The 21,439-nt window shown below is 64.8% G+C and carries 25 protein-coding genes, 1 pseudogene and 1 riboswitch; of the genes and pseudogenes, 15 read left to right on the forward strand and 11 right to left on the reverse strand.

What is annotated here, in order from left to right:
• Positions 1–34 precede the first annotated feature (34 nt).
• From LXN00_RS10130 to LXN00_RS10165, 8 genes and pseudogenes are all read left to right on the forward strand, one after another.
• Positions 35–754: pseudogene (locus LXN00_RS10130) on the forward strand (ABC transporter ATP-binding protein); the annotation flags it as partial.
• On the forward strand, positions 744–1,055 hold the full coding sequence (locus tag LXN00_RS10135) for a hypothetical protein (protein WP_234507899.1): 312 nt from the start codon (positions 744–746) through the stop codon (positions 1,053–1,055). The pseudogene LXN00_RS10130 and the gene LXN00_RS10135, both read left to right, overlap by 11 nt.
• Before the next feature lie 102 nt (positions 1,056–1,157).
• A complete protein-coding gene (locus LXN00_RS10140) occupies positions 1,158–1,973 on the forward strand; it encodes an iron-siderophore ABC transporter substrate-binding protein (protein ID WP_234507902.1) in 816 nt (271 codons plus the stop codon).
• A gap of 84 nt (positions 1,974–2,057) precedes the next feature.
• Positions 2,058–3,026 (forward strand): imelysin family protein, encoded by a 969-nt coding sequence (locus tag LXN00_RS10145; RefSeq protein WP_234507903.1) that lies wholly within the window; start codon positions 2,058–2,060, stop codon positions 3,024–3,026.
• On the forward strand, positions 3,026–4,210 hold the full coding sequence (locus LXN00_RS10150) for a di-heme oxidoredictase family protein (protein ID WP_234507905.1): 1,185 nt from the start codon (positions 3,026–3,028) through the stop codon (positions 4,208–4,210). The genes LXN00_RS10145 and LXN00_RS10150 overlap by 1 nt, the downstream gene beginning before the upstream one ends.
• Before the next feature lie 115 nt (positions 4,211–4,325).
• Positions 4,326–4,399: riboswitch (cobalamin riboswitch) on the forward strand.
• Positions 4,400–4,579: 180 nt separating this feature from the next.
• Complete coding sequence (locus tag LXN00_RS10155) at positions 4,580–4,933, forward strand: acyl-CoA thioesterase (protein WP_234507978.1); 354 nt, start codon at positions 4,580–4,582, stop codon at positions 4,931–4,933.
• Complete coding sequence (locus tag LXN00_RS10160; RefSeq protein ID WP_234507980.1) at positions 4,933–5,904, forward strand: ribonucleotide-diphosphate reductase subunit beta; 972 nt, start codon at positions 4,933–4,935, stop codon at positions 5,902–5,904. The genes LXN00_RS10155 and LXN00_RS10160 overlap by 1 nt, the downstream gene beginning before the upstream one ends.
• Before the next feature lie 9 nt (positions 5,905–5,913).
• Positions 5,914–7,584 (forward strand): ribonucleoside-diphosphate reductase subunit alpha, encoded by a 1,671-nt coding sequence (locus tag LXN00_RS10165; protein ID WP_234507908.1) that lies wholly within the window; start codon positions 5,914–5,916, stop codon positions 7,582–7,584.
• On the opposite strand, the gene LXN00_RS10170 is transcribed toward LXN00_RS10165, so the two are convergent.
• The 6 genes from LXN00_RS10170 to LXN00_RS10195 all read right to left on the reverse strand — a co-directional run bounded on the left by LXN00_RS10170 (position 7,581) and on the right by LXN00_RS10195 (position 12,889).
• Positions 7,581–8,276 carry a glycosyltransferase family 2 protein gene (locus LXN00_RS10170; protein ID WP_234507910.1) on the reverse strand — a complete coding sequence of 232 codons (696 nt, stop codon included), beginning with the start codon at positions 8,274–8,276 and terminating at the stop codon, positions 7,581–7,583. The two genes, LXN00_RS10165 and LXN00_RS10170, sit on opposite strands and share 4 nt — an antisense overlap.
• Positions 8,269–9,003 (reverse strand): 5'/3'-nucleotidase SurE, encoded by a 735-nt coding sequence (surE, locus tag LXN00_RS10175; RefSeq protein WP_234507912.1) that lies wholly within the window; start codon positions 9,001–9,003, stop codon positions 8,269–8,271. Before surE ends, LXN00_RS10170 begins: the two co-directional genes overlap by 8 nt.
• An 80-nt stretch (positions 9,004–9,083) precedes the next feature.
• On the reverse strand, positions 9,084–10,403 hold the full coding sequence (locus LXN00_RS10180; RefSeq protein WP_234507914.1) for an ABC transporter substrate-binding protein: 1,320 nt from the start codon (positions 10,401–10,403) through the stop codon (positions 9,084–9,086).
• A 12-nt stretch (positions 10,404–10,415) separates the two neighbouring features.
• Positions 10,416–11,231 carry a carbohydrate ABC transporter permease gene (locus tag LXN00_RS10185; protein WP_234507915.1) on the reverse strand — a complete coding sequence of 272 codons (816 nt, stop codon included), beginning with the start codon at positions 11,229–11,231 and terminating at the stop codon, positions 10,416–10,418.
• Positions 11,224–12,126, reverse strand: a complete 903-nt coding sequence (locus LXN00_RS10190; RefSeq protein WP_418952993.1) for a carbohydrate ABC transporter permease — start codon at positions 12,124–12,126, stop codon at positions 11,224–11,226. The genes LXN00_RS10185 and LXN00_RS10190 overlap by 8 nt, the downstream gene beginning before the upstream one ends.
• A 10-nt stretch (positions 12,127–12,136) precedes the next feature.
• Positions 12,137–12,889: a sugar phosphate isomerase/epimerase family protein gene (locus tag LXN00_RS10195; RefSeq protein WP_234507917.1), complete on the reverse strand. Its 753-nt coding sequence runs from the start codon at positions 12,887–12,889 to the stop codon at positions 12,137–12,139.
• Positions 12,890–13,036: 147 nt separating this feature from the next.
• Between LXN00_RS10195 and LXN00_RS10200 the strand changes: the two genes are divergently transcribed.
• From LXN00_RS10200 to LXN00_RS10230, 7 genes are all read left to right on the forward strand, one after another.
• Positions 13,037–14,059 (forward strand): ABC transporter substrate-binding protein, encoded by a 1,023-nt coding sequence (locus tag LXN00_RS10200; protein WP_234507919.1) that lies wholly within the window; start codon positions 13,037–13,039, stop codon positions 14,057–14,059.
• A complete protein-coding gene (locus LXN00_RS10205; protein WP_234507921.1) occupies positions 14,046–14,792 on the forward strand; it encodes an ABC transporter ATP-binding protein in 747 nt (248 codons plus the stop codon). The genes LXN00_RS10200 and LXN00_RS10205 overlap by 14 nt, the downstream gene beginning before the upstream one ends.
• Positions 14,777–15,298 (forward strand): ABC transporter permease, encoded by a 522-nt coding sequence (locus tag LXN00_RS10210; RefSeq protein ID WP_234507923.1) that lies wholly within the window; start codon positions 14,777–14,779, stop codon positions 15,296–15,298. The genes LXN00_RS10205 and LXN00_RS10210 overlap by 16 nt, the downstream gene beginning before the upstream one ends.
• Before the next feature lie 2 nt (positions 15,299–15,300).
• Entirely contained in the window at positions 15,301–15,525 is a 225-nt protein-coding gene (locus tag LXN00_RS10215) for an ABC transporter permease subunit (RefSeq protein WP_234507984.1), read from the forward strand.
• Positions 15,525–15,926, forward strand: a complete 402-nt coding sequence (locus LXN00_RS10220) for a SaoD/DsrE family protein (protein ID WP_234507925.1) — start codon at positions 15,525–15,527, stop codon at positions 15,924–15,926. The genes LXN00_RS10215 and LXN00_RS10220 overlap by 1 nt, the downstream gene beginning before the upstream one ends.
• A gap of 103 nt (positions 15,927–16,029) precedes the next feature.
• Positions 16,030–16,581 (forward strand): hypothetical protein, encoded by a 552-nt coding sequence (locus tag LXN00_RS10225; protein ID WP_234507927.1) that lies wholly within the window; start codon positions 16,030–16,032, stop codon positions 16,579–16,581.
• Positions 16,582–16,833: 252 nt separating this feature from the next.
• Entirely contained in the window at positions 16,834–17,817 is a 984-nt protein-coding gene (locus tag LXN00_RS10230) for a TAXI family TRAP transporter solute-binding subunit (RefSeq protein WP_234507929.1), read from the forward strand.
• Here LXN00_RS10230 and LXN00_RS10235 read toward each other — a convergent pair.
• The 5 genes from LXN00_RS10235 to LXN00_RS10255 are packed head-to-tail and all read right to left on the reverse strand — an operon-like array spanning position 17,814 to position 21,350.
• Positions 17,814–18,455: a histidine phosphatase family protein gene (locus LXN00_RS10235; protein WP_234507931.1), complete on the reverse strand. Its 642-nt coding sequence runs from the start codon at positions 18,453–18,455 to the stop codon at positions 17,814–17,816. The two genes, LXN00_RS10230 and LXN00_RS10235, sit on opposite strands and share 4 nt — an antisense overlap.
• Entirely contained in the window at positions 18,452–18,802 is a 351-nt protein-coding gene (locus LXN00_RS10240; RefSeq protein WP_234507932.1) for a DUF6285 domain-containing protein, read from the reverse strand. The genes LXN00_RS10235 and LXN00_RS10240 overlap by 4 nt, the downstream gene beginning before the upstream one ends.
• Positions 18,795–19,772: a phosphotransferase family protein gene (locus LXN00_RS10245; RefSeq protein ID WP_234507933.1), complete on the reverse strand. Its 978-nt coding sequence runs from the start codon at positions 19,770–19,772 to the stop codon at positions 18,795–18,797. The genes LXN00_RS10240 and LXN00_RS10245 overlap by 8 nt, the downstream gene beginning before the upstream one ends.
• Entirely contained in the window at positions 19,769–20,923 is a 1,155-nt protein-coding gene (locus LXN00_RS10250; protein WP_234507934.1) for an acyl-CoA dehydrogenase family protein, read from the reverse strand. Before LXN00_RS10250 ends, LXN00_RS10245 begins: the two co-directional genes overlap by 4 nt.
• Positions 20,814–21,350, reverse strand: a complete 537-nt coding sequence (locus LXN00_RS10255) for a MerR family transcriptional regulator (protein WP_234507935.1) — start codon at positions 21,348–21,350, stop codon at positions 20,814–20,816. Before LXN00_RS10255 ends, LXN00_RS10250 begins: the two co-directional genes overlap by 110 nt.
• Between the last annotated feature and the right edge of the window lie 89 nt (positions 21,351–21,439).

Genomic DNA, 21,439 nt, shown 5'->3' on the forward strand with positions numbered 1-21,439 from the left:
AGTGGGCGAAAGGTGGCTTATCAAGGGCGTGGACCTTGCCGTGCGCCCAGGAGAATTCCTGGCCGTCTTGGGGCCTAATGGGAGCGGCAAGAGCACCCTCCTCCGCCTCCTTGCCGGTGAGCTTCGGCCCACCCAAGGAGAGGTGTGGCTTAGGGAGCGTCCCTTGGCCGCCCATACTCCGCAGGCCCTGGCCCGGGTGCGGTCCGTGCTTTCGCAGCACCGGGAAATAAACTTCCCCTACACCGCTTATGAGGTGGCTTTCCTGGGGCGGCTTCCCCACCTTGAGGGAAGGCGGGAGCGGGAGGAAGACCATGCCAAGGTCAGGAGTGCGTTGGTGCGGGCCCAAGCGGGAGACCTGGCCGAAAGGCTTTACCCAAGCCTCTCCGGGGGTGAGGCCATGCGCGTGGAAGCGGCGCGGCTTTTGGCCCAGGAAGGGGATCTCTTCCTCTTGGACGAGCCCACCAACCACCTAGACCCGCGGTATGCCTTAGAACTCCTCTGCCTCTTTCGCGCCTTGGCCTACGAAGGGAAGGGGGTGGTGGCGGTCCTCCACGACCTAAACTTGGCGGGGCTTTTCGCCGACCGCATCCTCCTTTTGAAGGGGGGAAGGTCTGTGGCGTATGGAGCTCCTCAGGCCGTCTTGCACCCCGAGCTTTTGGAAGAGGTCTACGAGGTTCCCTTCCGCGCCTTAGGGCACCCGGGGGCTTTTTCCTTTCTCCTGCCCGTGCCCAAGGAGGTGGTCCGTGGAGCCTGAGCACGCCCAGGTGGTGGCCCGGATTTCCGAAAGCCGCTATCTTGCCCGATGCTCGTGCAACGGCGGCACCTACCACCTGCATTGGGATGCGGGTACCTTTCGCCTTACCCCGGAAGGCCTCCTTTTCCTGGCGCAGGTTCTAGAAGACCTCCTGTCCCGGGGCGGCGATGGGGTGGTGTGGTTGGGTGCAGTGGGTCTACGGTTCCGGGAGGGAGAAGGGCAGGAACTCCTCCGCCTTCTGCGGCGGGGGCTTGTGTGGCAAAAGGCAAGTCCTGTTGGGTATTTTCGCCATCTGAACTAGAATATGCGGAAGATAGCACGTTTGGCTTCGGTTTACCTGGCTTCCCTAGCTTTGGCGCAGGGCGGTTGCCCAGGTGGGGGGGTACCCCATGACCTGGGCGAGGTGTGCTTGGCCAAGACCCCGGAGCGGGTGGCGGTCTTGGATTGGCGCCCCCTCGAGGACCTCCTCCTCCTGGGGGTCCGGCCCGTGGCGGGAGCGGACCTGGCGGACTTTCCCAGGTGGGTGCGGATGGATCTTCCCCAGGGGATCCAGGATCTCGGGGGACGCATGAACCCGAGCCTTGAGCGCCTAGCGGCGCTTAAGCCAGACCTCATTCTGGGCTACACGGGTTTCCAGGCCAAGCTTTACCCCGAGCTTGCCCGCATTGCGCCCACGGCCCTTTACGACTACTTACCCTCAAGCGGGCAACTCGCCGCCATGCGCCGGCACTTCCTCCTGCACGCTCGCCTGGTGGGGAAGGAGCGCGAAGGGGAAAGGCGGTTGGCGGATTTGGACCGCTTCCTAAGCCAAACCGCCGACGCCCTGCGACAGGCGGGACTAGCGGGGAGGCCCTTCCTCTTGGTGCAGGCGTGGGCCCGGGAGAAGGTCTACAACGTCTTCACCCGCGACACCCTGGCTTCCGAGCTCCTAGAGGCCGTGGGCCTGGCCAACGCTTGGAGGGGAAAAGCGGAGGCCTATGGTCTTTCTCGGGTAGGTGCGGAAGGCCTCGTGCGCTTGGTACAGGACAACCCTGGGGTGCTCGTTTTCCTCATCGCCCAACCGGAAAACAACCCTCTGGCGGACCCAGCGGTGGGTCCCTTGCTCCGATTGGCAAAGGCTCGTGTGGTGGCCTTAGACCCCAGCACCTGGACGTATGGCGGGCCCCATTCTGCCCGCGTTTTGGTGGAAGGAGTACGGCGTTCTCTCTTGGGGAGGTAAACCGTGTGGCGTTCTCTCTGGATAGCCCTAGGTTTTTTGGGTCTTGCGTGGGCGCAAGGGTTTAGGGAGGGGTTAGCGGCCACGGTGTCGCCCTTGGTGGAGGGCCTTGCGGCGCAGAGTGGGCTTTTGGCGCAGGCAGCGCGGGCGTTTGCGGGAAACCCCACCCCAGACGGGCTCCATCGTCTACAGCTCCTTTGGCACGCCGCCCGGGATTACTGGGAAGAGTTGGAGGCTTTCGCCTTCGGTCCGGTAGGGGACTATGACCCGTACCTGGATACCTGGCCCATAAGCCCTGAAGAGCTCGCGCGCTCCCTAGGGACTTCCGTGGAAAACCTTCCCCCTGAGGTGCGGGGTTTTCATGCCCTGGAATACCTGCTCTTCCAAGCGCTCCCCAAGGAAGCCGAGGGTTTGCGCCACCTAGCCCTTTTGGCGGAGGACCTTGCCCGCCAGGCCGATGCGCTCCGGGAACGGTACGAGGCCTACCTGCAGGAGGCCTCGGAGGAAGAGCTCGCCTCGGAACTCTACGCTGCCAGCTTGGAGCTGGCCGAGGAGCTCTTCAGCGAAAAGCTTAGAAACCCGGAAAGCCCCTATGCGCGGCGCTCGGCTGAGGATTACCGGGCCAACGGCCGAGGGTTGGCCAAGGCCTTGGCCCTCCTAACCCTTCAAGGCAACTCCTGGGCATTGACCCTGGACCTTCAGGCAGCCCTTGCCAACCTACCAAGCCCCTTGGAGGAGGCTTGGGATGATCCCCGGGTGGAAACGGCCCGAACGAAGGCCATGGCCCTGTACCGCGCCCTCTCCCAAACCCCGGTGGGAGGCGCCAAGGAGCGGGCGCGCCTTTGGCTACGCACCTTCCGCGAAGAGTACCTGGGGGAAGGGGAAGTGGACGAGGGACTTGCCGCTTTAGAGGGCCTGGAGCAAGCGGTACAGGCACTTCCCGAGGCGCAAGAGGCGGTGCGCCTTTTGCAGGCTATCCGGGCTAAGGTGGAGGCCCACGCCCCCGCTGAGGAGGTGGAGCCTATTCTCAGCGCATTGGAGGAGCTTTTGCGCTAATGCGGAAGGGGCTCTTTTTCCTCTTTGTCCTACTCCTCGGAGCCCTTCCTGCCCGGTACCTGGTGAACGACGCCTCGTCCCGGGCCTTCGGCCACCCCTTACCCGGGTTGACGCCCGAAGAATTGGAGGCGTTCCGCTTGGGGGACCAAGCCTTCAACCGGGTTTTCGTGAGGGAGGACGGCCTGGGCCCTCTTTTTGTTCACCAGTCCTGTGCCGGGTGCCATGTGCGGGATGGCCGGGGTCGGCTGGCCTTCGCCGAGCGGAGCGAGGCGCTCGTGCGCACCCGGGCTCCAAACGGCCTGGACCCCCATCCCCGTTTCGGGTGGCAACTCCAGGACCACGCGCTTTTGGGGTTGGAGCCTGAGGGGAGGGTGGCCCTCCGCTTTGAGGAGGTGGAGGGAAGGTATGTGGACGGTACCCCTTACCGCCTGCGCCGGCCCCATGTGGAGGTCTTGGACGCCAACGGGTTCCCCGTGCCTGGGCGGTATAGCCTCCGCTTGGCTCCGCCCGTCTTTGGGCTTGGGCTTTTAGAGGCGGTCCCCCAAGCGGTACTGGCCGCCTTAGAGGACCCTGGGGACCGGGATGGGGACGGGGTGTCGGGACGGCTTGCCTACCTGGAGGGGGGACGCGTGGGACGGTTCGGGTGGAAGGCCAGCGTGGCCAGCCTGGAGGAGCAAAGCGCCATAGCCTACCGCGAGGACATGGGCCTTTCCACGCCCTTGTTCCCCGAAGAAGACGGAAAGGTGGAGGTTTCCCAGGAAGAGTTGGAACGGGTGGCCTTTTACCTGCGCCACCTGGCGGTGCCGGCACCGCGGCACCGCCCCGAGGACCTTAAGGGGAAGCGCCTCTTTCGGGAAATCGGGTGTGCCGCCTGCCACCGGGAGAACTTGGCCGGACTTCCCGCCTACACGGACCTTCTCCTGCACGATATGGGCCCCGGTCTGGACGACGGGGTTGCGGAAGGGGCGGCCCAGTCCCGGGAGTGGCGTACCCCGCCCCTTTGGGGCATCGGGCTTACCCGGCAGGTGCTTGGGGAGGAGGCGTATCTCCACGACGGCCGGGCCCGGAGCTTGGAGGAAGCCGTTTTATGGCATGGAGGGGAGGCGGAAGCGGCCAAGAAGCGTTTTCTCGCCCTGCCCCGAGAGGACCGGGAGGCTCTGTTGCAGTTTCTCAAAGAGCTTTAGCCGAGGGCCTTGACCAGGGGCCCAACCCATGGTAGTCTCCCCGCAGGGGTACCCAATACCTAGGGTGCCCTGGCCGCGATGCCAGGCCGACAGGCCTGGACGCCTTTGGGCGGTGGGGGAAGTCCGGTGAAAGTCCGGCGCTGTCCCGCAACGGTAACCGGCCCCACCTGGCCGGAAGCCCGAGTACCCGCTTCGCGGCCCTGCCCCGTAGCCCTCGAGGCAAGGGTGAAGGTGGTGATGCGCATGGGACCTTGACCTGACCCTTTCCCCCAAAACGCGTAAGGACCAGTGTACGGCTGGCCCAAAGAGGAAGCGGCTTTCGCCTACTTTTTGCCCGGTTTGGAGGAGGTGCTCGTGCGGGAAACCCGCATGGTGTATCCCGTGTTCCCGGGAGAGACCAACCACTACGGAACCCTTTTCGGTGGCACGGTCATGGCCTGGATGGATCAAGCGGCTTTTGTGGCCGCTACCCGGCATGCCCGGTGCAAGGTGGTCACCGTGCATGCGGACGCCGTGGACTTTAAGCATCCTGTGCCCTTGGGCTCCATTGTGGAGCTGGTGGCCCGGGTGGTGGAGGTGGGGCGTACGTCCATGCGCGTGGCGGTGGAGCTTTGGGTGGAGTCTTTGCAAGGGGAGCGGTACCTTGCCGCTCAAGGGGGTTTTGTGTTGGTGGCGCTGGATGCGTCGGGCCGACCCACGCCGGTGCCTCCTTTGGAGGGATGATGCTCACTGAGCCGAGGTTCCATTACCGCCCTTACGAGTATCCCGAACTTCTGCGTTTCCGGGATGCCATCCGGCATAGCTACTGGGTGCACACGGAGTTCAGTTACACCGCCGACGTTCAAGACTACGCCCTAGTAGATGAGAAGGAACGCGCCTTGGTGCGGCGGTCCCTTTTGGCCATCGCCCAGGTGGAACTTGCCGTCAAGCTCTTCTGGGCCCGGATCTACGACCGCTTTCCCAAGCCGGAGGTGGCGGAGGTGGGGATGACCTTCGCCGAAAGCGAGGTGCGCCACGCCAACGCTTACGCCCACCTCCTGGACCTCCTGGGGCTCAACGAACACTTTCAGAAAGCCCTGGAGGAGGAGACCGCCCTGAAGGAGCGCCAACGGCTTCTTCAGGACGTCCTGCGCCGGGCCCGGGAAGAAAACCTAAAGACGTATGCCCATAGCCTTCTCCTCTTTGCCGCTTTTACGGAGCACATCTCTCTTTTCTCCCAGTTCTATGTCCTCATGGCTCTAAACCGCCGTGCGGGGCGTTTCAAGGGCATTTCTAACGCCATAGAGGCCACCAGCAAGGAGGAGAATATCCACGGCCTCTTTGGCGTGGAGCTCCTGCGCCTCCTCCGCAAGGAGCTCCCCGAGCACTTCGGGGACGGCTTTGCTGAGGAGGCCTTGGCCTGGGCCGAGCGCTTTTTCCGCGGGGAGGAGGCTTTGGTGGACTGGATCTTTGCCCAGGGAGACGTGGAAGTAGTTTCCCAGGAGGAGGTCTTGGAGTTTCTTAAGCACCGCTACAACGAGGTGCTTTCCCTCCATGGCCTTCCTGCCCCCTTTACGCCCAGGGCCGAGCTCCTTCGGGATACGGAATGGTTCGCCCTCGAGCTCCTTGCCGACAAGGAAGTGGACTTCTTCAACAAGCGCAGCGTGGCTTACGCGCGGCGCGTGCAGAGCTACGATCCGGATAGCCTTTTCTAAGGAGGCGCCATGGTAACGGTAAAGCGGGAGTACAAGCCCTGGTACTGGGTCAACGAGTGGACGCGGCTTTACATGAGCCGCGGTTACCTCCTTCCCGGGGTGAGCGTGGAGGAGCGGGTGCGTCAGATCGCCCTCCGGGCCGAGGCGCTTACGGGGATCCCGGGTTTTGCGGAGAAGTTTGCGCGCTACGTGGCCTACGGCTGGTATTCGCTGGCCACTCCCGTCTGGGCCAACTATGGCCTCAAGCGGGGGCTTCCCATCTCCTGCTACGGCACCTACGTGGAGGACGATACCGCCTCCATCCTTCGGGCGGTGGCGGAGATCGGCATGATGAGCAAACAGGGGGGCGGAACCTCGGTCTACCTTGGGGAGCTTCGGCCTCGAGGGGCCCCCATCCGCGATAACGGGGAGAGCAACGGCTCCTATGCCTTCGCCAGCCTTTTTGACCGGGTGATTGAGGTCTTCAACCAAGGTTCTACCCGTCGCGGCCAGTGCGCTGCCTACCTGCCCATAGAGCACCCTGACTTCTGGGAGTGGACCCGTATCCAACGGGAAAACTCCGAGATCCAGTCCCTTTTCTGGGGCGTTTCTGTGGGGGATGCTTGGTTGGAGTCCATGATTGCCGGGGATCGGGAAAAGCGGGAGCGCTGGGCCGCCGTCCTCAAAAGCCGTGCGGAGGTGGGTATCCCGTACATCTTTTTCCGGGACAACGCCAACCGGCAGGCTCCCGAGGTTTTCCGCAAGCTGGGTAAGACGATTTACGCCAGCAACCTCTGCACGGAGATCATGCTCCCCTCCAGTCCGGAGGAGAGCTTCGTGTGTTGCCTCTCCTCTCTAAACTTACTCCACTTTGATGAGTGGAAGGACACGGATGCTGTGGAGACCTTGGTCATCTTCTTGGACTCCGTTTTGGACGACTTCATAGAGAAGGCGGAGGGCATCCCCTACATGGAGCGGGCCGTGCGGTTTGCCAAGCGGTACCGCGCTATTGGGATAGGGGTCCTGGGGTGGCACAGCTACCTACAGTCCAAGGGCATTCCCCTGGAGAGCGCCGATGCCCTTTTCCTCAATAACCTTATTTTTAAAACCATTCGGGAGCGGGCAGAAGAGGCTTCCCGGTGGCTGCGTGCCCGCCATCCGGAAGATGAGTTGGCCGAGGTCATGGAACGGCGCAACGCCACCCTTCTCGCCATCGCTCCCACCAAGTCCAGTTCCTTCATCCTCGGCCAGGTATCCCCTTCCATTGAGCCCTATACCAGCAACTACTACCTCAAGGACCTGCAAAAGGCACGGGTTCCCTTCAAAAACCCCTTTCTGGAGGAGCTCCTCCGGGAGAAGGGCAAGGACGAGGAAAGGGTGTGGCGGAGCATCCTGGAGCACAACGGTTCGGTGCAGCACCTGGACTTCCTGAGCGAGGAGGAAAAGGCTGTCTTCAAAACCTTCGCCGAGGTTTCGCAGAAGACCCTGGTGAACCTGGCTGCGGCCCGGCAACGGCACATTGACCAGGGGCAGTCCCTGAACCTGGTGATCCACCCCGAAGCTCCGCCCAAGGATGTAAACGAGCTTGTCCTCCACGCCTGGCGCTCTGGCCTCAAGAGCCTTTACTACCAGTTCAGCGCCAGCGCTGCCCAGGCCTATAGCCGTGACCTTCTCCTCTCCTGCCGGGCTTGCGAGGGCTAGCGGAGCCGCAGGTGGTCCTTGAGGGGGGTAGGGGGTAGGCCGTGTTTGGCCCGGAGGCGCGCCAGGTAGAAGGCCCTTTCCTCTATACGTTTCCCGTAGCTTTGGTTCTGCCCGTGGACCCGAACGCCGATATTGGGGCCCCGCAGGTAGTGGAAGGGGAGGCCCGCCTGGTGGGCGCGGAGCCAAAGGTCCCAATCCCAGTAGTCCCCCATGCTGGGGTCAAGGCTGCCCAAGGCGAGGAGTGTGGCCCGGGGTAGGGCTGTGCCGGAGGCCAGGATGCGGTTGTCCTGGAGAAGCCACTCCCCCGCCTCCCCCGGGGCAAAGGGGAGGACCTCGAGGCCTACGAGGAGGACCCCTTCCCCGTAGGCTACCCCCTCCCCTCTTCCGAGGGCCCGCCAGACCCGGTGCAGGTAGGTGGGGGTGAGGAGGAGGTCATCGTCGTCCAGGAAGAGGACGATTTCCCCTTGGACTTCCTCCAGTCCCGTGAGGCGGGCCTCCACCTGCCCCCGGCCCCGGTTCCAAAGAGCCCGGATCCTGGGATCTTGGAGGGAGGAGGCCGCCTCGAGGCCCTCCCCCTCCCCGTCCTCCACCACCAGGGCCTCAAAGGCCGTGAAGGTCTGCCGAAGGAGGGAGCCCAGGGCCTCTAGCAAAAGGCCAGGGCGGCCCTTGGTGGGGATGAGGACGCTAATCATGGGCTAGGCTTGGCTGCAGGCGTTTTTCGTCCGTGAGGTCCAGCCGCAAGGGGGTGGCGGCGATAAAACCCTGCTCCACCGCCCAGCGGTCCGTCCCCTCCTCCGCCTCTTGGAGGGGCTTGGCGGCGAACCAGTAGAGGGGCCTGCCCATGGGGTCCTCCCCCGGCACCACCACCCCCTCGTAGGCCCGCACCGACTGCCGCGTCCAGAGGAAGCCCTTGGGCTCGAGGGGAAGGTTCACGTTCACCAAGAAAGGAGCGTTGAGCCGGAGGAGGGTTTCCAAGGTACGCACGATCCATGGCTTCAGGCGCTCAAAGTCTGGGGTTCTGCCGTTTAGGGGCACGCTAAAGGCGGCGGCGGAGAGGCCAAAGAGCCGCCCCTGTTTGGCGGCGGCCACCGTGCCGGAGTGCCAGATCTCGTGCCCCAGATTGGTCCCCAGGTTTACCCCCGATAGCACGAGGTCTATGGGGCCAAAGAGGTGTAGCCCCAAGGCCACGCAGTCGGCGGGGGTTCCCCGGACCCGGTAGGCGGGGAAATCGGGCCCCGGCAAGGGGGCGGGATGGGGATAGGCCCTCACGGGATGGGCGATGGTGATGGCGTGCCCCGTGGCGCTTTGCTCCGTTTCCGGGGCCACCACGAAGACTTCCCCCAGGCGGGTTGCCGCCTCGGCCAAGGCCCACAGTCCCGGGCTAAAGATGCCGTCGTCGTTGGTCACCAGAATCCTCATGCCCTAAGGGTAGGGGCCGGGTGTCAGGAGGCCATCAGAAAAGGCCCCGGGCTTAGCCCGGGGCGGCTTTTTGCGGCTTGTTAGCGGCTTGCCACGCTCCGGTTATAGCGTTCCAGCGCGGCATCCGCCCGGGCCTTGGCCTCCTTCAAGGCATCCCGGGCGGGTTTGCCCCGGAGGACTTCCTCCCAAGCGGCCTGCACGTACTGGCGGATCTCGGGGAAAGCGCCCATCAAGCACCCTGCGCTGGCGCTATTGACCTTACTGGTACCCAGTTGTTGGATCGCCGTGGTGTAGTTGGGCTGGCGCACGTGGGCTTGGCGCACCTCGGGAAGTTCGGTCACCCCCTTCACCACGGGGAAGTAGCCGGTGTCCAGGTGCCACTGGGCTTGGGTTTTGGGCTCCAAGAGGAAGCGCACGAAGCGCCAGGCGGCCTGGGTTTCCCCTTCGGAGAAGCCCCTTAGGACGTAAAGGGCTGCGCCGCCAATGGCCACCCCGTTCCGTTCCCGCAGGTAAGGGTAGTAGGCGGTGCGCAGGGGGAAGCGCCCCCCCACCTGGCGAAGAACCCCCGTGAGGCTCGCCGTGGAGTAGGCGGCGATGGCCGCCTGGCCCTGGGCGAAGAGGCTTTGGGAGTCAGCCCAGTTCCGGCCCGTGTTGGCCGCCACGCCTTCCCGCACCAGGCGGGCGTAAGTGTCCAGGAAGGCCACAGCGGCCTCGTTGTCAAAGGTCACCGCCGTGGCCCTGGCCTTGCGGCCGTTTTCGTTGTTGCAGAAGTACTCGCCGGAGTTGTAGGAGATCTGCTCCACGAACCAGGAGTCAATGGGGATGGAGAGGCCGTAGCGCACCGTGCGCCCCTGGGCGTCCTTTTTGGTGAGCTTGCGGGCAGCCTCCTCCAGGTCCTTTAGGGACCAGGTCGGCCTGTAGGGGATTCCGGCTTCCTGGAAAGCGGCCATGTTGAAGTAGAGGATGGGGTTGGAAGAGTTAAAGGGGAGGCCGTAGAGTTTACCCTCGAGGGTGTAGTAGCTCCTGGGTTGGGGCAGGAAGCGGTCCAGGTCAAACCCGTCCCTTCGGGCCAGATCCTCCAGCGGCACCACAGCCCCGGAGTCCGCCATGATCCGGGCCCCGATATCGTAAACCTGGATCACGTGGGGGTAGCCCCGGCCTGCCCGCAGGGCGGCGAGGAGCTTGTTGATGCCGTCGTCGTAGCTCCCCACGTATTGGCTTTTCACCTGGACAGCGTTTTGGCTCCGGTTGAACTCCTGCACGAGCTTTTCCGTGGCCTCTCCTAACACCCCGCCCATGGAGTGCCAGAACTCCACGGTCACCCGTTGCGCCTGGACGGGGGCTAGGAGGAGCCATCCCAAGGCGCTAACCTTGGTCAATCCCAAGAACCATGTCCGCATACGCCACCTCCTTTATCCCTTCAGCCCGCCCAGGGCGATGCCCCGGATGAAGGCCCTTTGGGCGAGCAGGAAGGCGAACAGGGTAGGGAGAAGAACGAGGACAGCTCCCGCGGCCACCACGTTCCAACGGGCCACCTCTTCGTTCAGGAGGAAGTTCAGGGCGATCTGAGCCGTCTGCATCTCCCGGCTTTTGGTGACCACCAGAGGCCAGAGGTACATGTTCCAGGTACCGATAAAGGTGAGGGCGGCCAGGGCGCCAAGGGCGGGGGCGGTGAGGGGCAGGGCCACGTGGCGCAGGACCTGCCCGTGGGTGGCCCCGTCTATGCGGGCGGCGTCAAAGTAGTCCTCCGGAATGGTCCTCAGGGTTTGGCGGAGGAGAAAGACGCCCAAGGGGCTTGCCAGGAAGGGGACGGTGAGGGCCCAGTAGGTGTCCAGCCACCCAAGGCGGTCCACCAGGAGGTAAAGGGGCAAGAAGGTTACCTCCCCGGGAACCAGGAGGAGGGCCACCGCTAGGCCAAAGAGGGCTTCCCGGCCCCGGAAGCGTAGCCGCGTGAGGGCGTAGGCGGCGAGGAGGCTCATGGCCAGGACCCCCAGGGTCACGGCGGTGGAAACGAGGAAGCTATTGAGGAGGAAGCGGGCCAGGGGAAACTTGGCCAGGGCCTCGGCGTAGGGGGCGAGGGTGGGGTTTGGGGGTAGAAGGGTGGGGGTGTAGAGGTCCCCCTCGCTCCGGAGGCTTGCGGAAAGTAGGGTGAGGAGGGGAAGGGTGAGGAGGAAGGCGTAGGCGGTGGCGAGGAGGTAGGTGGGGAGAAGTCTCAAGCGCTTACGCATAGTGCACCCTCCGGCCCAAAAGCCAGAACTGGAGCGCCGCAAGCGCCAGGAGGAGGAGGAAGAGGAGGAAGGCTTCGGAAGCCGCCAAGGGTACTTGGAAGTTGAAGAAGGCGTCCTGGTAAACTCGGTAAATCCAGACCATGGTGCTCTCGGCGGGTCCTCCCCGGGTGAGGAGGTGGATCTGCCCGAAGGCGGTGAGGCTTTTGAGCACCACCAGGAGCCCCACCAGGAAGAGGGTGGGGGAGAGGAGGGGGAGGGTGATGCGGAAGAAGCGGGTCCAGGGGCCCGCCCCGTCCACGGTGGCCGCCTCGAGGACCTCCTCGGGAATGTTCTGGAGCCCCGCCGTGAGGAGGATGGCGGTGAAGCCCACCCCGGCCCAGGCGGTGACCACCGCCAAGGTGGGCAGGGCCAGCTCGGGGGAGGTGAGCCAGGGAAGGGGAGGGAGGCCGAGGGCGGCTAGGGTCCGGTTGGCCCACCCCCCCACGGGGTGGAGAAACCATCCCCAGGCCACCGCGGCCACGGCGGTGGGGACGGCGGTGGTGAGGAAGAAGAGGGTGCGGAAGAGGGTCACGCCGGGGTAAGGGCGGTAAACCAAGAGGGCGGCGAGGAGCCCCAGGAGGAGCTCCAGGGGCGCGGTGATGAGGGCGAAGACCAGGGTGGTTTGGACGCTTTTCCAGAACTCGGGGCGGGAGAGGGCCTCGAGGTAGTTGGCTAGCCCCACCCATTCCCGGCCCTTCCCGAAAAGGTTTTCCTGGTGGAGGGAAAGCCAAAGGGCCTCCCCCACGGGCAGGATGAGGAAGAGGAGGAAGAGGCCGTAGGCGGGGAGGAGGAAGGGCAAGGGCTCCAGGGCATACCGCCTCGCCCCGCCCTTTTCCTGGGTGAGAACCCGTTCCACGGGGGCCACCCTACCGGTCCTCCGTCAGGGAAACGTCAAGCCCTTGGCGTAAGCGCGCCAGGTAGGCCAGGGAAGCCCGGGGATCCCCCCGCACCTCCAGAACCAGGGGAAGGCTAAGGTAGGGAGGGAGCCAGCGGGCATGGTCCAAAACCCCCTGCCCGAGGTTCCAGTGGCGGTCGTAGACCCCGTCGGTGTCGTTGAGGTGCAGGTGCTCTGGTCCGAGGGCAAGCCAGGGCTCGGGCTTTGGGGTGGCGCTGAACACCCGGGCATGGGCGGCGTCAAAGCAGAAGCCCAGGGCTTCTGGGTAGGCGGCGAGAAGGGGTTGCAAGGCCTCGGGGCTGGGCTCGTGGGTGTTTTCCAGGAGAAGGCGGATGCCCAAGGCTTGCGCCCTCCGTACCACCGCCCTGAGCTTTTCCGCCAGGCGCTCCGCCCGGGCCTGGGCCTCCTCGGGGGTCCGGCCATGGGGAATGCCCGAGTGGAAGACCGTCCGGTCTGCGCCCAGTTCTGCCGCTCGTTCCAGGCCGAAGAGGAGGCGCCTTAGGGTGAGGGCCCGCACCTCGGGGTCGGGGGAGAGGAGGTCCAGGTTCCAGAAGGGAAGGTGGGCGGAAACGGGTTCCTTTAGCTCCTGGGCCAGGCGGTGGAAAAGGGCGTCGTCTTCCAGGTGCTCTGGGTCCAGGTAGACCTCGAGGCCCACCCCGAGCGCCTCCAGTTGGTTGCGTTGGGGTAGGACCTGGTCCAGGGGAAGGGCTAGGCGGAGGTCCATGGACCCCACCCTATGCGTTTCCCTTCAGGGGTGTGTCATCAAGCCTTCTGCATTCCCTCGGGGCTGGGTGGCTTCTCTGCTAACCCTTCCTTTGGCCCCAAGGGGCGGGCTTTCCTTTGGATGGGCGTGCTTTATACCCTTGACAAGATGAAGCTCAGGCACCACCCTATGGGTATGGACTGCTGCGTGGACCGCAGGAAGGTAGTCCAGGGGTTGTCGGGGCTTGCGCTCGGGGGTTTGAGCCTAGCGCAACGGGGAAAGAAGCGGATAAAGCTTGCCTTTTGCTCCCAGCTCCTCTGCATCATTCCCTATGAGGTAGCCCAACGTCGGGGCTATTTCGCCGAGGAAGGCCTCGAGGTGGAGCTCGTCTATGCCCGGGGGGGAGCGCAAGCGCTCCAGTTTTTGGTGGGCAAGGCAGTGGACTACGCCGCCACCAGCCTGGACGCCGCCCTGCAGGCTTACCGGCAAGGGGCGCCCATCGTCCGCGTCCTTTCCACGGGGAGGCTTCCCCTTTTTGCCCTGGCCGCCGGGCCTAAGAGCACGGTCCGGAGCGTCCCTGACCTTCAGGGCAAGACCGTGGGCATCTCCGCCCTGGGCAACGCGGACCACGTGCTCTTGGTTTACCTCCTGAAGAAGGCTGGGGTGGATCCCAGGCGGGTGCAGTACGCCACCTTGGGCCCCAACCTGTACGAGGCGCTTCGGGCGGGGCACGTGGAGGTGGGGATGGTTCAGGAACCAGCCCTCACCCTTCTCAAGGAGGCGGGAGGAAGGGAGATCGTGAACCTCATGGACCTCAAGCAGGCCCAGGCCTACCTGGGCGGGGCTTACGAGTTCATGGGGGTGGCGGTGCGGCGGGAGGAGCGGGAGGCGCGCCTTGGGGAAATAAAGGCTATGGCGCGCGCCCTGGAAAAGGCTCTCCGCTTTGTCCACGCGGCGGACGCCCGCCTCATCGCCGACACCCTTCCCAAGGCCTTGATTGCGGGCGGGGACGAGGAGCGGCTTAAGGCCGTTATCCAGCGGTATCGCAAGGACCTTTACCCCACGAGCGTGCGCATTGACCTCGAGGCCGCCAGGAGGGTAGCGGAAAGCCAGGTGGAGGCGGGGCTCCTACCCCCTTCCTTCAAGGTGGAGAGCCTATTGGACCTAGAGGTGGTCGGTGCTACGGGTTAAAGGCCTTCGCCTGGGCTATGGCCCCGTCCCCGTCCTGGAGGGGGTGGACCTCGAGGTGGGAAAGGGGGAGTTCGTCAGCCTGGTGGGCCCCTCGGGGAGCGGTAAGAGCACCCTTCTGCGGGCCATCGCCGGCCTGCTTCGGCCGGAGGCCGGGGAGGTGGAGCGGGACTTTGGCGCGGAGGAACTTGGCTTCCTCTTCCAGGAGGACGCCCTCTTGCCCTGGCGCACCGCCCGGGAGAACGTGGCCCTGGGGCTGAGGATCCGGGGGCTGGCGAAAGGGAAAGCGTTGGCCGAGGCGGATGCGTGGCTTTCCCGCCTGGGCCTTGCGGGCCTTGGGGACCGCTTTCCCCACGAGCTTTCTGGAGGGCAGCGGAAACGGGTGGCCCTGGCCCAGGTCCTGGCCATCAAACCCCGCCTCCTCCTCATGGACGAGCCCTTGGCCAGCTTGGACGCCATTCTCCGGACCCAGGTGACCCGGGACCTCCTCGGCCTGGTGGAAGCCGAAGGCATCGCCGTGCTCCTGGTCACGCACGATCTGGAGGAGGCCATCGCCCTTTCGGACCGCATCTACCTTCTTTCCAAGGGGCCAAGGGCACGGATGGTGCGGGAGTACCGCATTCCCTTCCCCCGGCCCCGAGACCCTGTGGGGGTAAGGGCGGAACCCCTGTTCGGCTCCCTTCTGCAGAGGCTTTGGCGGGATCTGGAGGAGGTTTCCCCATGCGTCGCCTACTAGTGCTCATAGGGCTCCTTCTCTTCTGGGAAGTCCTGGCAGGCCTCGGTTGGGTGAACCCCCTTTACGCTCCCCCGCCCCACCAGGTGGTCCTCACCCTCCTGGAGCTCTTCCAAACGGGGGAGATCCTCCCCCACCTCCAGGCCACCTTCACCGCCGCCCTTCTGGGCCTAGGGGGCGGTATCCTCCTCGGGGGCGTCTTGGGCCTGATGGCCGCCTTCAGCCCGTTCTTCTCGGACCTCTTGGAGCCCTTGATGCTCCTGCTGAACGCCATCCCGCGGGTCATCCTGGCGCCCCTTTTCGTCATTTGGCTGGGGATCGGCCTGGCTTCCAAGGTGGCCCTAAGCCTCATCCTGGTTGCGGTGCTCATCTTCTTCGCCGTCTATAGCGGCGTGAAGCAGGTGGATCCCCGGCTTTTGGAGCGGGTGCGCACTTTAGTGGGGGAAGGGGTTGGTTGCTGCGGGAGGTCTACCTGCCCTCCCTTTCGGCCTGGGTCCTGTCTTCCCTGAAGGTGGCGGTGGGCTTTGCCTTCACGGGGGCGGTGGTGGGCGAGTTCGTGGCCTCGAGCCGGGGTCTTGGCTATCTCCTTTCCTTCGCCCAAAGCACCTACAACGCCCGGCTTTCCCTGGCCCTCATTACCCTCATCGTCCTGTTTGTCCTTTTTCTCTTTTTCCTTTTCGGCAAGTTGGAGGACAGGCTTCTTCGCTGGAGGCCTAGGAACCAAGGAGGTTTCTAATGCGCGTAGCCTACGTTTTGGCGAGTCCTCGGGCGGCGAGCCACAAGCTCGGGCAGATGATCCTGCCCCAACTGGAGGCGGGGGTGCACGGGGCGGAGGTGGTGGGGATCTTCTTCTTTGACGACAACACCTTGGTCCTGCAACGGGGGAACCCCATTGGGGAGCGCCTGGCGAAGGTGGCCAAGGAGAAGGGGATCCTCCTCATGATGTGCGACCTTTGCGCCCTGGAGAGGGGGCTTGCGGAGGGGGAGGCCCGTTGGTGCACGCCCACGGGGGAGGGGCGGAAGGTGCCTGGGGAATGCCGGGTGGCGGCCCACGTGGTGGAGGGGGTGGAGGTGGGGTGTTTCCCGGACCTCTACCGGGCCCTGGCTGGCCGGGTGGACCAGGTGATCACCCTCTAGGGGGTTGCGCCGCGAAGGTTACCCTTCACACGCACATCCCCGGAGGCGATTTTGCTTTGCTAGTCAGGCCCGAAAGGGCGGGGTAGAGCGGTAGACTGGTGCCATGGAGCAAGCCAAGCCACCCCCTTTCCAGGCCATCCTTTTGCTCCAGCGAGTGGCCTCCCCGCCCAAGGGGCCTGGCCACTTTCCCTCGGTGCAGGTTCTGGACCGCACGTACCGGGTGCCCGGGAATGGCCTGGCCCCCAAGGCCAGGGCCGGCTTACCCGGGGTACTTCAGGCTTTCCTGCGGCGAAACCCGGGAGGGGGTCCTGTGCCCGTCCTCCTCTATCCCCGCACGGAGGGGTGTTCCTTGGACCTGGGGAAGACGCTCCTTGCCAAGATCTACACCACGGAGCCTCCCCCCCTAGCGCCAGGACGCTTCAGGGTGGTGGGGCTCCTCGTGGACCGGGAGGGGCAACGCCTGCGGGTGGAGGTACGGCCCAACCCGGAGAAGGGCACGCTAGGAGAGGCCTTCACCCTCTGCCTGCGGCTAGCCCCAGGGCTTGCCGATGCCCCTTTGCCTTTAGGGCGGGTCCTGGACCTGCGGGGCCGCCTCGAGGAGGACCTGAGCCTCTTGGTGGAGGAAGCGCAAGAGGTCCCCGGCGGTTTGCGCTAGGGGCCCCACCGGTGCCCTTGGGAGCTGGCCAGGGGACATTGCATTAGCCTCAAAGGTGCGCCGTGATCCCAAGCTCCCACCGCCTAAGCCGAGGTCGTTCCTCTAGAACGAGGTTTGACCAGTAGCCCAAAGTGCCCTCCTTGACGCCTTCAAGTGTAAGCATAAGGTGGCCCAATGGAACGCTTTTGGACAAGGAGGGGCTTGTGGTGCGGCTCCTTTCTCAGTAAACTCCCCTCCAACCGGAGGGGTGCCATGAAGCGGTGGCTTTGGGTTTTGGCCCTTTGGGGAGTAGCCCTTGCGCAAAAGCCCCAGATCGTCATCGGGACGGGCGGTGTGGGCGGGGTCTACTTCTACTACGGGACGGCAGTGGCGGAGATCCTCAACAAGGCCGGCGTGGTCCAAGCCCAGGCCATGCAGTCCGGCGGGTCCATGGAGAACCTCATGCTCCTCCGGGACCGTACGGACCCTGCCCGGGGCCTCTACTACTGCGGCACCGTGCTGCCCGATGCGGCTCTCCTGGCCTTCCAAGGGGAGGAGCGTTTCCAAGGAAAGCCCGCGCCCGTACGCATCCTTTTCACCATGTACCCCAATTTTTTCCACGTGGTCACCACGGAGGATAGCGGCATCCGCGTCCTGCAAGACCTAAAGGGAAAGCGCGTTTCCACCGAGGTGGCCGGGGGCATCATTGAATACGAGGCCCGCCTCCTTATGTCTGCGGCCATTTCTGGCTTTGACCCCAAGCTCCACTTTGGCAAGTGGGAGCGGGTACGGGTGGCGGAGGCGGCCCCGATGCTCTCCGAGGGGAACCTGGACGCCTTCTTCTGGTCTGGTGGCTTGCCCACGGGGAGCATTCTGGAGCTTGCGGGTAGCCTCGCCCGGAAGGGGAAGCGCCTCTTCCTCGTTCCCCTGCCCCCGCAGAGCACCCCGGTGCAAGTGCTCAAGCGACGCTTTCCCGGTGTGGTAGACACGGGGATTATTCCAAAAAGTGTCTACAACACGCGGTACGATACCCCTACCCTTACCTTCTGGAATCTCTTCGTCTGCCCAGCGAGCCTTCCCGAAGAGGTGGCCTACGCGATGGTGAGGGCCGTTTTTGAGAACCTCCCTGCCCTGTACGCTGCCGTGGCCCCTGCCCGGGACACCACCCTGGATAACGCTGTCCGCTCCCGGAATGGCAAGGTGCCCTACCACGAGGGGGCTGTGCGCTACTTCCGGGAAAGGGGGGTGTGGCGCTAGGGCGTCCGGTAGGCCAGCCATAGGGCTTCCATGGTGGAGAGGCGGGTTTTGGGGAGGAGTTCGTACGGGGTGAGGTTGTGGAGGCGCAGAAGAGGCTTTTCCCCCAGGTCCAGGATGGAGAGCCCGCAGGGGTGCACTTCCAGGGGGAGGAGGCCTCTTTGCCCGGTGAGGGCAAAGCTGAGGAGGGCCCGGATCACCCCTCCGTGCGTCACCAGGAGGGCGGTGTCCCAGTGTCTCTCTAGGAGGCGCTCGTAGGCGGGGAGGACCCGGTTCAAGAAGTCGGAGTACCGTTCCCCGCCCAGGAAGCGCTCGGAGAGGTCCTTGGGATGGAACGCTTCCCGGAAGGCCCGCTCTGCGTCTTTTAGGTCTCTAAGCCTACCTGGGCGGATCTCTTGGAAGTCTGGCCAGGCCTCCACGGGGACCGTGCGCCCCTTAAGGACGAGGGCAAGGGTTTCCTCGGTGCGGGGCAGGCCTGTGTGGACGGCGAGGTCCAAGGGCACCTTCCGAAGGAGTTTCCCTACCGCCTCCGCCTGCTTTCTCCCCCTCTCGGTCAGCCTCACCCCTTGCGGGGGCACGGGCTTCCCTTGGGGAAAGTAATCCACCTCGCCGTGGCGCAGAAGGAGAAGCCGCCTCCTCATGGGTAACGCTCCAGGTATTTGGGGTTGGCTACTTTGAGCTTGCGGACCACGTGGGCCTTGAGGTAGGCGAACGTGCCAGGCGGGGCGTGGCCCTGGCGGATGCGCAGGGCCAGGGAAGTCAGGAGCGCGTCCACCTCCCCTTCCTCGCCCAACAGCTCCGTCAAGGCCCTGCGCTCCTCTGCTTCAAGGTCCTCCCCTAAGGCCACCTGCCTCCGCGCAATACCCAAGGCGTTTAGGGCCACAAGGGTTTGGAAGCGAAGCCGGGGGTCTGTGAGTGCGGGGAGGACTTCCCGCTCCAGAAACTCCGCCACCGCCTCCAGCAACTCGTCCAGTGTGGGCCTATCCATAGCTTTCCAGAAGGTAAAGGACCTCGTACTCCATCTCCGCCGCAAGTCTGCCTAGGACGGCGAGCTCCACGCTCCGCTCTTCCCCGTTGAGGTGCCTCCGGGCCTGCTTCAGCGCCCCGAGGCCCCAGCGCACGTTGCCTAGGACCTCCCACCAGAAGAGCTCTTTTTCCCCAAAGTCCTGGCCGGTGAGGGCGTTGTAGCGTTCCAGGAAGGGCCCCACCTCGCCCACTCCCCCAAGGCGCTTGGCGTCCTCCCCAAAGCGCCAGGCCCGCACCAGGGGCCAGGCCAGGTCCTCCCGGGGGTCGCCAAGGTGGGCGAACTCCCAGTCCAGGACCGCCACCAGCCCCTCCTCGTCCACCAGTAGGTTGCCGACGCGGAAGTCCCCGTGAACGAGGACCAAGGGGCGTTCCCGAGGAGGGTGGTCCTGAAGCCAACGTAGGCCCCACTCCAGGGCGGGGTGGGGCTCCTCGAGGGCGTCCAGGTCCTCGTAGGCCGTTTCCAAGGCGGTGCGCCAAGGGTGGGCTTCGGGGGCCGGGAGGAAGGAGACCTTCTCCAAGGGTATGGTGTGGATCTTCGCAAGCTCCTCCGCCATGGCCAAGGGAAGCTGCTCCCGGGCTTTGGCGTACTCCGGCCGCCGCACCACCCGGGTGCCGATGGACTCCCCCTCCAGGCGGCGCATCAGGAACGCCTCTCGGCCCTCCATGTCGGGAAGATAGGCCAGGGGTTCTGGTACCCGCACCGCGTGCGCTTGGGCCAGTTTGAGGATGCGGAACTCCGTGGCCAGGCTGAGGGTGCCCCGGTAGATTACTCCCCCCGCTGCCCGCCGCAGGAAGAGGGGGTGGAGCGCATCGCCCGTACGGTAGTCTACCGCCCACGCTTCCTTGGAGGCCCCTCCCGGCAGGCGTTGGAGCCGGACCACCTCCCCTGGACCTAGGAGATCCCTTAGCGTGGCCTCTAGTACTTCCTTCATGGCCGAAGCCCCTTGTAGAGGGCCCGCTTCCCCACGGAGGCCCGGTGGACCTCGCTGGGGCCATCGTAGATGCGGAAAGGACGCACCTCCCGGTAGAAGATGGATAGGGGGATGTCCTCGCTGATCCCTAGGGCCCCGGTGATCTGCACCGCGCGATCCACGGCCCGGCCAACCGCTTCGGAAACGAAGACCTTGGCCATGGAGGCTTCGTGGCGGATCCTCTCCCCGCGGTCCAGCTTCCAGGCGGCGTGCCATACCATGAGCCGGGCGGCGTGGAGCTCTATGTGGCTGTCAGCAATCATGAACTGGACGCCCTGGTGTTCGGCCAGCTTCTTACCGAAGGAGTCCCGCCGCAACGCATAGTCTTGGGCGATCTCCGTGGCCCGGACCCCCACGCCCAGCCAGCGCATGCAGTGGGTGAGCCGGGCGGGGTCTAGGCGTAGCTCAGCGTAGGCGAAACCCTTGCCCACTTCGCCCAGGATGGCGTCTTCGCCCACCTCGCATGCCTCCAGGACGAGCTCCCCGTGCCCCCCCACGGACCAGTGGTCCATGGTGGGGATGGTGCGCACCAGCTTGAGGCCCGGGTTTTCCCGGTCCACCAGGAAGAGGGTGGGACCCTCCTCGGTGCGGGCCAGGACCAGGAAGAAGGCCGCCCCCTCGGCCCCTGTGGTGAACCATTTCCGGCCGTTCAGGATGTACTTTCGGCCTTGGCGTTGGGCTGTGGCCTTGAGGAGGGTAGGATCAGCCCCAGCGCCCATGGGCTCGGTCATGGCGAAGCCGGAGCGAACCTCACCGGCCACCAAAGGCTCCAGGTAGCGCCTTTTCTGCTCGGGGCTCGCCACCTTGTGGAGGAGGTGCATGTTGCCCTCGTCGGGAGCGGCGGCGTTGAGCGCCCTGGGGCCTAAGAGGCTCCTTCCCGCCTCCTCCAAGACCACCGCCAGTTGGGTCCAGGAGAGGCCCAGGCCGCCCATCTCCTTCGGCATGTGGGGCAGAAAAACCCCCCACTCCCTTGCCTCCAGCTGTAGCGTTTTGGTAAGGGTCTCAAGGTTCGCCGGCGTCGCCTCCCGCTCCCGGGGTATGACCCGTTCTTCCAGAAAGGCCCGTACCCTCTCCCTTAACGCCTCGGTCTCCCGGTCCAACGAGAAGTCCATCCCGCACCTCCTTCGGGGCGAAGTGCTTGGTGAGGAAGCGGTAGAAGCGGCGGATCATCCGTTCCTGCCGCTCTATGCTGGCGAGCACTTCCCCCGTTTTCCGCCACATGGCCCAAAGCTCTTCGTCCGAGAGGGGAATTTCCTCCCGACGCCAGTCCTGCCGGTAGGTTCCATCGGGGTGGAAGATGGCCTTCTTAAGGGCCATTATCTGGCGAATCTCGTCCAGGGTAAACCCTAGTTGGTTGAGGTCTTGGATGTCCTGAACCAGGTAGAGGGCGAATTCCGTGTAGAGCTTCCGCCCCCCTTGGGTGAGGGCACCGGGCTCCAAAAGGCCGAGCTGGGCATAGTGCTGTAGGATGCGCCGCGAAACGCCGCTCGCCCGGGCGAGGTCGCTCAGGGTGTAGAGGGAGGGAAGCGTTGGGGGCATGGACCCAGTTTAGCACAAGGTGCCCATAAACGTACATAAATGTTCACTCTTGACATAGGTTGTCCAAAACCCTATAGTGGGCGCAAAGC

The organism is Thermus brockianus (assembly GCF_021462505.1).
In the GTDB taxonomy this organism is placed as follows: domain Bacteria; phylum Deinococcota; class Deinococci; order Deinococcales; family Thermaceae; genus Thermus; species Thermus hydrothermalis.

What these genes read in the sequence shown, in the direction of transcription:
- LXN00_RS10150 (WP_234507905.1), top strand. Translation starts at nt 3,026, where the DNA reads ATGCGGAAGGGGCTCTTTTTCCTCTTTGTCCTACTCCTCGGAGCCCTT.
- LXN00_RS10155 (WP_234507978.1), top strand. Translation starts at nt 4,580, where the DNA reads ATGGTGTATCCCGTGTTCCCGGGAGAGACCAACCACTACGGAACCCTT.
- LXN00_RS10160 (WP_234507980.1), top strand. Translation starts at nt 4,933, where the DNA reads ATGCTCACTGAGCCGAGGTTCCATTACCGCCCTTACGAGTATCCCGAA.
- LXN00_RS10165 (WP_234507908.1), top strand. Translation starts at nt 5,914, where the DNA reads ATGGTAACGGTAAAGCGGGAGTACAAGCCCTGGTACTGGGTCAACGAG.
- LXN00_RS10170 (WP_234507910.1), bottom strand. Translation starts at nt 8,276, where the DNA reads ATGATTAGCGTCCTCATCCCCACCAAGGGCCGCCCTGGCCTTTTGCTA.
- surE (WP_234507912.1), bottom strand. Translation starts at nt 9,003, where the DNA reads ATGAGGATTCTGGTGACCAACGACGACGGCATCTTTAGCCCGGGACTG.
- LXN00_RS10180 (WP_234507914.1), bottom strand. Translation starts at nt 10,403, where the DNA reads ATGCGGACATGGTTCTTGGGATTGACCAAGGTTAGCGCCTTGGGATGG.
- LXN00_RS10185 (WP_234507915.1), bottom strand. Translation starts at nt 11,231, where the DNA reads ATGCGTAAGCGCTTGAGACTTCTCCCCACCTACCTCCTCGCCACCGCC.
- LXN00_RS10195 (WP_234507917.1), bottom strand. Translation starts at nt 12,889, where the DNA reads ATGGACCTCCGCCTAGCCCTTCCCCTGGACCAGGTCCTACCCCAACGC.
- LXN00_RS10200 (WP_234507919.1), top strand. Translation starts at nt 13,037, where the DNA reads ATGAAGCTCAGGCACCACCCTATGGGTATGGACTGCTGCGTGGACCGC.
- LXN00_RS10210 (WP_234507923.1), top strand. Translation starts at nt 14,777, where the DNA reads ATGCGTCGCCTACTAGTGCTCATAGGGCTCCTTCTCTTCTGGGAAGTC.
- LXN00_RS10220 (WP_234507925.1), top strand. Translation starts at nt 15,525, where the DNA reads ATGCGCGTAGCCTACGTTTTGGCGAGTCCTCGGGCGGCGAGCCACAAG.
- LXN00_RS10225 (WP_234507927.1), top strand. Translation starts at nt 16,030, where the DNA reads ATGGAGCAAGCCAAGCCACCCCCTTTCCAGGCCATCCTTTTGCTCCAG.
- LXN00_RS10230 (WP_234507929.1), top strand. Translation starts at nt 16,834, where the DNA reads ATGAAGCGGTGGCTTTGGGTTTTGGCCCTTTGGGGAGTAGCCCTTGCG.
- LXN00_RS10235 (WP_234507931.1), bottom strand. Translation starts at nt 18,455, where the DNA reads ATGAGGAGGCGGCTTCTCCTTCTGCGCCACGGCGAGGTGGATTACTTT.
- LXN00_RS10240 (WP_234507932.1), bottom strand. Translation starts at nt 18,802, where the DNA reads ATGGATAGGCCCACACTGGACGAGTTGCTGGAGGCGGTGGCGGAGTTT.
- LXN00_RS10245 (WP_234507933.1), bottom strand. Translation starts at nt 19,772, where the DNA reads ATGAAGGAAGTACTAGAGGCCACGCTAAGGGATCTCCTAGGTCCAGGG.
- LXN00_RS10250 (WP_234507934.1), bottom strand. Translation starts at nt 20,923, where the DNA reads ATGGACTTCTCGTTGGACCGGGAGACCGAGGCGTTAAGGGAGAGGGTA.
- LXN00_RS10255 (WP_234507935.1), bottom strand. Translation starts at nt 21,350, where the DNA reads ATGCCCCCAACGCTTCCCTCCCTCTACACCCTGAGCGACCTCGCCCGG.